At 53.2% G+C, this 8,583-nt stretch carries 7 protein-coding genes; all 7 read left to right on the top strand.

Annotation, left to right across the window (positions count from 1 at the left end):
- Window positions 1-630, top strand: a 630-nt coding sequence (locus AC3DKE_RS03745) for a site-specific tyrosine recombinase XerD (protein ID WP_487990097.1), incomplete at its 5' end; no start/stop codon positions are given.
- A 97-nt stretch (window positions 631-727) separates the two neighbouring features.
- On the top strand, window positions 728-1,489 hold the full coding sequence (locus tag AC3DKE_RS03740) for a DsbC family protein (RefSeq protein WP_340675351.1): 762 nt from the start codon (window positions 728-730) through the stop codon (window positions 1,487-1,489).
- Between the two features lie 114 nt (window positions 1,490-1,603).
- Entirely contained in the window at window positions 1,604-2,929 is a 1,326-nt protein-coding gene (locus AC3DKE_RS03735) for a homoserine dehydrogenase (RefSeq protein WP_340675352.1), read from the top strand.
- On the top strand, window positions 2,926-4,074 hold the full coding sequence (gene thrC / locus AC3DKE_RS03730; RefSeq protein WP_340675353.1) for a threonine synthase: 1,149 nt from the start codon (window positions 2,926-2,928) through the stop codon (window positions 4,072-4,074). Before AC3DKE_RS03735 ends, thrC begins: the two co-directional genes overlap by 4 nt.
- A gap of 33 nt (window positions 4,075-4,107) precedes the next feature.
- Window positions 4,108-5,859, top strand: a complete 1,752-nt coding sequence (gene recJ, locus AC3DKE_RS03725; protein ID WP_487990096.1) for a single-stranded-DNA-specific exonuclease RecJ — start codon at window positions 4,108-4,110, stop codon at window positions 5,857-5,859.
- Between the two features lie 103 nt (window positions 5,860-5,962).
- A protein-coding gene (prfB, locus tag AC3DKE_RS03720) for a peptide chain release factor 2 (protein ID WP_340675355.1) occupies window positions 5,963-7,058 on the top strand; the annotation gives its coding sequence in 2 pieces (ribosomal slippage) (window positions 5,963-6,034 and window positions 6,036-7,058; 1,095 coding nt in all).
- Window positions 7,059-7,070: 12 nt separating this feature from the next.
- A partial coding sequence (gene lysS, locus AC3DKE_RS03715) for a lysine--tRNA ligase (protein WP_487990095.1) occupies window positions 7,071-8,583 on the top strand: 1,513 nt, incomplete at its 3' end.

The following is an 8,583-nucleotide window of genomic DNA, read 5'->3' as shown; positions in this document are numbered from 1 at the left end:
CGTGGCAGTGTCGACAGCGATCCGACTATTGGGCTCGATACACCGCGCATCGGCCTCTCATTGCCGAAAGATTTGTCTGAGGCCGATGTCGATGCGCTGCTCGCTGCGCCTGATACTCAGACCTTAATTGGCCTGCGCGATAAAGCCATGCTTAAGCTCTTATATGCCTGTGGCTTGCGAGTGAGTGAGCTGGTTGGTTTGCCGCTGGCGGCGCTGAATTTGCCCGCAGGCTATTTGCGCGTGAAAGGTAAGGGCGAAAAAGAGCGTTTGGTGCCAATGGGCGAAGATGCGGTGATCTGGATACAGCGCTATATCGGCGAGGCCAGGGGCGAGTTGGTGCGTGATATCTCGGTGCCGGCGCTCTTTGTCACGGCGCGTGGCGGCGGCATGACACGCGAGAACTTTTGGCATTTGATTAAGCGTTACGCACTCATGGCCAACATCACGAGTAATGTTTCGCCACACACTTTGCGCCATGCTTTCGCCACACATTTGCTCAACCATGGTGCCGATTTGCGCGTGATTCAGCTCTTGCTCGGCCACAGCGACTTATCCACCACGCAGATTTACACCCACGTTGCCCGCGAGCGTCTGCAGCAACTGCACGCTGAGCATCATCCACGAGGCTGACGCCGAGCTTTGTTTCTCGTATGCTTAGCGACTATTCGTCAACGCCATCGCCGACTCGATGGTTAAGCACTTATGTATTCTCTGAGAGGCCAGCTGCATGCAAAAGCGAACAAAGAAATGGGGCATTGCCGCCGTAATCGCCACATCGATTGCCGCGACCGCGCTGTGGGTGCAAGCCGGTAGCAATGAAGAGTCGCAGATTCGTCAACGTCTAACGCAGGCCGTGCCGAAAGCCAACATTGTTTCAGTCACAGCCTCGCCTATTGCTGGTGTTTACGCTGTTGAGCTCGATGGCGGCACGATTTATGCCAGCGCTGATGGTCAGTATTTAATTCAAGGCGATATGCTGCAAGTTAAGGGCAAGGAAGTCGTCAATATCACTGATCAGGCTAAGTCTAAGCAGCGTCTTGTTTTGCTTAAAGGCATTGATAAGCGCGATGAGATAATTTTTCCTGCCAAAGGCAAGGCAAAGGCGGTGATTACTGTCTTTACGGATACCGATTGCGGCTATTGCCGTAAGTTACATGCCGAAGTGCCAGCGATGAATGCTAAGGGCATTGAGGTGCGCTATTTGGCCTATCCTCGTGACTTACCGCGCGTAGGTCCAAACGCGGGCACTGGCGCTCATATGACTGAAATTTGGTGCAATGCCAATCGTGCACAAGCACTAACTCTAGCTAAGCAGGGTCGCCCAGTGCCTGCCGGAAAAGCAGATTGCAAAGCACCTATCAGTGAGCAATTTGCCCTAGGTCGTCAAATGGGTGTAACGGGTACTCCGGCGATTTTTAATGAAAAAGGTGAGCAAATCGGTGGCTATATAACGGCTGATCGTGCGGCAACAATCCTTGGCCTGAACTAAGCCTTAAGTTCGACAAATTCATCTAGGGCGCTATACTATGCGCCCTTATTTCTGGGTCTGATAAGCGTCTTAATGCTTATTTTGGCTCTTATATTATTAGCTGGTGGCCCTGACTTGAACGCGACTAATTCGACCGTAAATAAGCCCGTCAATATCGGTATTGTTGGCCTAGGTACTGTGGGCGGTGGTGCTCTGCATTTGCTCCGCGCCAATGCAGCAGAGCTCTCACGCCGCACAGGCCGCGATATCGTGGTGTCGCATATAGGTGTGCGCCGTGAGCATCCCAACCTCGACTTGGCTGGCATCACCGTGAGCATGGATATTTTTGCCGTGGTCGATGATCCTGCAGTTGATATTGTCGTTGAAGTTATCGGTGGTATTACCGTTGCTCGAGAACTCGTGCTGCGCGCCATCGCCAATGGTAAGCATGTGGTTACCGCGAACAAATGGCTGCTAGCTGAGCATGGCAATGAGATTTTTACTGCTGCTGAAGCCAAGGGTGTGCATGTTGGCTTTGAGGCATCGGTCGCAGGCGGCGTGCCTATTATCAAGGTGTTGCGTGAAGGTTTGGCGGCTAACAATATCGAATGGCTGGCCGGCATCATCAACGGTACAGGCAACTATATTTTGACCGAAATGCGCGATAAAGGTCGTTCCTTTACCGATGCACTCGATGAAGCAAAAGCTCTGGGCTATGCCGAGGCCGATCCGACGTTCGATGTTGAAGGCATTGATGCGGCGCATAAGCTCACTATCATGGCCTCACTAGCTTTTGGTATCCCGTTGCAGTTTTCTAAAGTCTATACCGAAGGCTTGTCGCAGCTCACTCGTGATGATGTCATCTATGCTGAAGAGCTGGGCTTTCGCATCAAGCAGCTGGGCATGGCGCGTTACACACGCGAAGGCGTGGAACTGCGCGTGCACCCAACATTGATCCCGAATGACCGCCTGATCGCCCATGTGAATGGCGTGAAAAATGCCATCTTGGTGCAGTCCGATGCCGTTGGCACCACCATGTATTACGGTGCTGGCGCTGGTGCAGGCCCAACAGCTTCGGCCGTAGTCGCTGATATTGTTGATTTAGTGCGGTTATTGACGTCAGAGTCAGCGCCCAATGTCCCGCATTTGGCCTTTATGCCTCACGCGATCACCAATACGCCGATCTTACCGATGGAGTCGGTAGTGACCTCGTACTATCTGCGCTTGCAGGCCTATGACCGTGCCGGGGTGTTGGCCGATGTCACGCGCATTTTGAGCAATCACGACATCAATATCGAAGCCATTTTGCAGAAACCCATGCAGGAAGGCGGCTCGGTGCCCGTTATTATTTTGACCAAGCCTGTTGTTGAGCGCGAAATGAACCGCGCCATGGTAGAGCTTGAAGCACTTGATCACATCATTGGGTCAGTCACACGTATTCGTATGGAGTCTTTGGCATGAACGCAGGCAACCGCTATACCGGCTTAATTAATCGCTACCGTAGCCACTTACCGGTGACTGCCGACACGCGCATCATTTCTTTGGGTGAGGGCAATACGCCGTTAATTCGCCTGAAAAATATCCCAGCGTTGATTGGCAAAAATGTCGAAATTTATGTGAAATACGAGGGTCTGAACCCGACTGGCTCGTTTAAAGATCGCGGCATGACCATGGCTGTGACTAAGGCCGTGGAAGAGGGCTCGAAAGCGATTATTTGCGCCTCAACTGGTAATACCTCAGCTGCTGCCGCTGCCTATGCGGCACGCGCCGGCATCAAAGCCTTTGTGCTTATTCCAGAAGGCAAAATTGCCATGGGTAAGCTGGCACAGGCCATGATGTATGGCGCCATCACCCTGCAAATTCGCGGCAACTTCGACGATGGCATGGAGCTGGTTAAGCAAGTCGCGGCGCATGCGCCAGTGACTATCGTTAACTCGGTTAACCCCTATCGTCTGCAAGGTCAAAAAACTGCGGCTTTCGAAATTGTCGAAGAGCTTGGCCGCGCACCTGACTACCACTGTCTACCAGTCGGTAACGCCGGCAACATCACGGCGCATTGGATCGGCTATTGCGAATACTCCACGCCAGTTGGCGAAACTGTGACTCAGTCATGTAGTTTCTGTAATGGCAAATGCACTTTTGCTTGCGAGCCTGTGATCAGCAATCGTCCAAAAATGCTTGGCTATCAAGCCTCCGGCTCTGCGCCATTTGTGCGTGGCGGCCCAGTGAAAAATCCAGAAACCGTGGCCACTGCGATTCGCATCGGTAACCCGCAAAGCTACGATCAAGCACTGAAAGTGATGAGTGAGTCGGGCGGTTGGTTTGATGAACTCAGCGACCAAGAAATTCTCGATACTCAGCGCCTATTGGCGATGAGCGAGGGCATTTTCTGTGAGCCAGCGTCAGCCGCTTCTTTGGGTGGTGCTATTCGCGACATCAAGTCCGGCAAAATTGCTGAAGGTTCGGTCATCGTCTGCACACTGACTGGCAATGGCTTGAAAGATCCTGACACGGCCATTGGCCAGTGCCAAAGCTCGGTGCTGAAAACCATCGATGCTACTTTGGACCAAGTCCGCGATAGCATTCTGCAATCGATGGGTGTTTAAGCTGCCGAGCATTCAGCTTCAGTTAATCCCGTTATGAGCACGCCTCTGCGCTGGCAGCGGCGTGCTTTAAGTCATGCCGATCTGCCCTCTGTGCCGCCCTTGTTGGCTAGACTTTACGCTGCCCGTGGCGTGCGCACTGAGTCTGAGCTAGCGATGACGCTGGCTGCTTTGCAGCCAGCCAGCAGCCTTCATGGCTTAACTGCGGCAATAGAATTATTGGCTCAAGCTCTGCATGAGCAATGGCGCATCCTCGTGGTCGGCGATTTCGACGCCGATGGCGCGACCAGCACGGCGCTATCCTTACGTGCCTTGCGTGCCATGGGTGCGCAGCATGTCGACTACCTAGTTCCCAATCGTTTTACCTATGGCTATGGCCTCACGCCCGGCATCGTTGCGCTGGCGCTGAGCGAGAAGCAGCCGCAGCTCATCATCACCGTCGATAACGGTATTGCCAGTCATGAAGGCGTGGCGGCGGCACAGGCGGCGGGCGTGCGCGTGCTCATCACCGATCATCATTTGCCCGGCGCAACGCTGCCGCCGGCCGATGCCATCGTCAACCCGAACCAAGCCGATTGCGATTTTCCCAGCAAAGCTTTAGCCGGCGTTGGTGTGGTGTTTTACGTGCTCTCAAGTTTGCGCACGCGCTTACGCGACGATGGCTGGTTCGCCGCTCAAGGCATTGCTGAGCCTAATATGGCTAATTATCTAGACCTTGTGGCTTTAGGTACGGTGGCTGATGTGGTCGCGCTCGATGCCAATAATCGCCGCCTCGTGCAACAGGGCTTGGCGCGTATTCGAGCTGGGCGTTGCTGCCCTGGCATTACCGCTTTACTGCGTGTGGCTGAGCGTGATATCGCCAGTTTAGTAGCCAGTGATCTGGGCTTTGTTGTGGCGCCACGCCTCAATGCAGCAGGCCGCCTAGACGATATGCGCGAAGGCATTGAGTGCTTACTTTGCGATGATCCTGCTGAAGCCAAACGCATGGCGGAAGACCTTGATGCGCTGAACTTAGAGCGTCGCGAGATCGAAGCCGGTATGCAAAATGAAGCCATGGCGGCGATGCGCGAGCTGACCATCAGCGAAGAAAATTTGCCGCCCGGTTTAGTGCTTTACGACCGGCATTGGCATCAAGGTGTAATTGGTTTGTTGGCAGGGCGTATTAAAGAGCGCTTTCATCGGCCAACAGTCGCCTTTGCGCCGGCACAAGCACCAGCGTACGGCGAGATGCCCAGCGAGCTAAAAGGCTCGGCGCGTTCCATTCCTGGCGTGCATATTCGCGATGTGCTCGATGCCATGGCGACGAAAAATCCCGGCCTTATCACGCGCTTTGGTGGTCACGCCATGGCGGCCGGCATGAGCTTACCCAGCACGCAGCTGGCGGCATTTCGCCTAGCCTTCGAAGAAACCTTGCGCGAATGGGTTCCGCCTGAAGCTTATGACGCAGTTTTGCTCACCGATGGCGAGCTCAGTGCCTCTGAGCTGAATGAGCAAACGGCGTATTTGATTCGCGATGCCGGCCCTTGGGGTCAGGCCTTTCCTGAGCCCTTATTTGAAGGTGAGTTTTTGTGTCTTGGTCAGCGCTTACTTAAAGATAAACACATCAAATTCAGCCTCTGCCATCCAGAGAGCAATCGCGTCATCGATGGCATTGCTTTTGGCGTGGATAGGGCACTTTGGCCTAATCTCAAGTGCGAGCGAATTCGTGTTGCTTATCGCTTAGATATCAACCGTTTTCGCGGCATGGAGACGCTGCAATTGCGCATTGAGGCGATGCAGGCGCTGTAAGCTAGCTTTGCAAAGTGGCTTTACGCTGAGCTAATGCGCAGGCAGCACGCGCGCGCATTTTTCGCTACAATACCGCGCTTTACACGACGGCATTTTTAGCATCATGGAAATTAATCCCTACGTCCTCCGCATCAAAGACCTCACCGAGCGCACCGAGTCGCTCCGGGGGTATCTTTGACTACGACCTCAAGCAAGAGCGCTTAGAGGAAGTCACCCGCGAGCTTGAAGATCCCAAACTCTGGGATGAACCCGAAAAAGCCCAAGCCATTGGTAAAGAACGCAGCATGCTCGAAGGCGTGGTACTGACCATTGATCAGCTAACTAGTGGCCTTGTCGATACCAAAGAGCTGCTCAGCTTAGCCGTTGAAGAAGATGACGAAGACACGCTAGTCGATGTTGCCAGCGAGCTAGATGGCCTAGATAAGCTGGTCAGCGATCTAGAGTTTCGTCGTATGTTTTCTGGCGAGATGGACCCCAATAACTGCTTTATCGACATTCAATCCGGCTCTGGCGGCACTGAAGCGCAAGATTGGGCGAGCATACTCATGCGCATGTTTTTGCGTTGGGCCGACCGTCACGGTTTTAAAACCGAAGTGATGGAAGTTTCCGATGGTGAAGTTGCTGGCATTAAGTCTTGCACCATTCGTGTTGAAGGCGACTATGCCTTTGGTTGGTTGCGAACTGAGACTGGCGTGCATCGCTTAGTGCGGAAATCGCCATTCGATTCTGGCAACCGTCGTCACACCTCATTTTCGGCGGTGTTTATCTCGCCAGAAATTGATGACGACATCGAAATTGATATTAATCCATCCGATGTGCGTACCGACACCTACCGCGCTAGTGGCGCTGGCGGTCAGCACATCAACAAAACTGACTCTGCTGTGCGTTTAACCCACGAACCTACGGGCACCGTGGTGGCTTGTCAAAACGAACGCTCGCAACACGCCAACCGCGATCGCGCATGGAAAATGTTACGCGCCAGACTCTATGAGCTGGAAGTGATGAAACGCAATCAAGCCAAACAAGCGCTAGAAGACACCAAGGCCGACATTGGCTGGGGCCATCAGATTCGCTCCTATGTGCTCGATCAGTCGCGCGTGAAAGATTTGCGCAGCAATATTGAAAGTTCTAACCCGAACGCCGTGCTTGATGGCGATATCGATGAATTCATCCAAGCCTCATTAAAAATGGGCCTGTAAGCGGACGCCACCATGACAGATAAACCAGTAGAAAATACGCCACCAGTAGATATCAACAAACTCATGGCTGAGCGTAAGCAGAAGCTTGCTGTACTGCGCGAGGCTGGCCCGGTATTTCCAAATGACTTCCGCCGCGATGCTATCAGCAGTGACCTGCACACGCGCTTCGACGAGGCCACAACGGAAACCTTGGAAGCTGAGAAACCAGTTGTTTCAATTGCTGGCCGCATGATGCTGAAGCGCGTGATGGGCAAAGCTAGCTTCGCGACATTGCAAGATATGGGTGGGCGCCTTCAGATTTATGTTCAGCGCGATAGCATTGGTGAAGATGTTTACGCCGGCTTTAAACAGTCAGATTTAGGCGATATTTTTGGTGCTACCGGCTACCTATTTAAAACCCGAACCGGTGAGCTTTCGCTGCATGTAACGGAGCTGCGCTTATTGACCAAAGGTCTGCGTCCATTGCCTGATAAGTTTCATGGCATGGCTGATGTCGAGACTAAATATCGCCAGCGCTATGTCGACTTGATTGTTAGCGAAGACACGCGCCGTACCTTCCGCATTCGCTCGCAAGTAGTCGATGGCATTCGCCGCTTCATGGCTGCTCGCGACTTTATGGAAGTGGAAACACCGATGATGCATGTCATCCCCGGTGGTGCCGCCGCGAAACCGTTTAACACGCACCACAACGCACTCGACATGCCGTTGTTTCTGCGTATCGCGCCTGAGCTGTATTTGAAGCGCCTAGTCGTTGGCGGTTTCGAGCGCGTGTTTGAAATCAATCGCAACTTCCGCAATGAAGGTGTGTCGACGCGCCACAACCCAGAATTCACCATGATCGAGTTCTATCAGGCCTATGCCGATTACAACGATCTCATGGACCTTACTGAAGATATGCTGCGCACCCTCGCTACCGATATTTTGGGTAGCACCGATGTGCCATATCAGGGTGAGGTCTTTGACTTCGGCGGTAAGTTCGATCGTTTATCGATGGTCGACTCCATTCTGAAATACAACCCGCATTTAACCCGTGAGCAGCTTTGGGATTATGACCAGGCGGCCGAAATCGTGCGTTCACAGCTGAAAATGGATGTGAAGTCGATTTGGGGTGTTGGCAAATTGCATACGCTGATTTTCGAAGAGACCGTGGAGACGCAGCTGCGCCAGCCCACCTTTATCACTGAGTATCCGGCCGAAGTTTCACCTTTGGCCCGCCGTAATAATGATAACGAGTTCATTACCGATCGTTTTGAGTTCTTCATTGGTGGGCGTGAAATCGCCAATGGTTTCTCTGAGCTTAATGACGCTGAAGATCAGGCTGAGCGCTTCATGCAGCAGGTGCGTGAGAAAGAAGCGGGCGATGATGAGGCCATGCACTACGATGCCGACTTCATTCGTGCGCTGGAGTACGGCATGCCGCCTACGGCGGGCGAGGGTATTGGTGTTGACCGCTTGGTGATGCTGTTTACTGATTCAGCCAGCATTCGCGATGTGATTTTGTTTCCGCATATGCGGCCTGAGGTTT

This window comes from Paraperlucidibaca sp., from assembly GCF_982810325.1.
This window is presented reverse-complemented; position numbering and strand designations above follow the sequence as displayed.

Coding starts and splice junctions, on each gene's coding strand:
- AC3DKE_RS03740 (WP_340675351.1), top strand. CDS start 728: ATGCAAAAGCGAACAAAGAAATGGGGCATTGCCGCCGTAATCGCCACA.
- thrC (WP_340675353.1), top strand. CDS start 2,926: ATGAACGCAGGCAACCGCTATACCGGCTTAATTAATCGCTACCGTAGC.
- recJ (WP_487990096.1), top strand. CDS start 4,108: ATGAGCACGCCTCTGCGCTGGCAGCGGCGTGCTTTAAGTCATGCCGAT.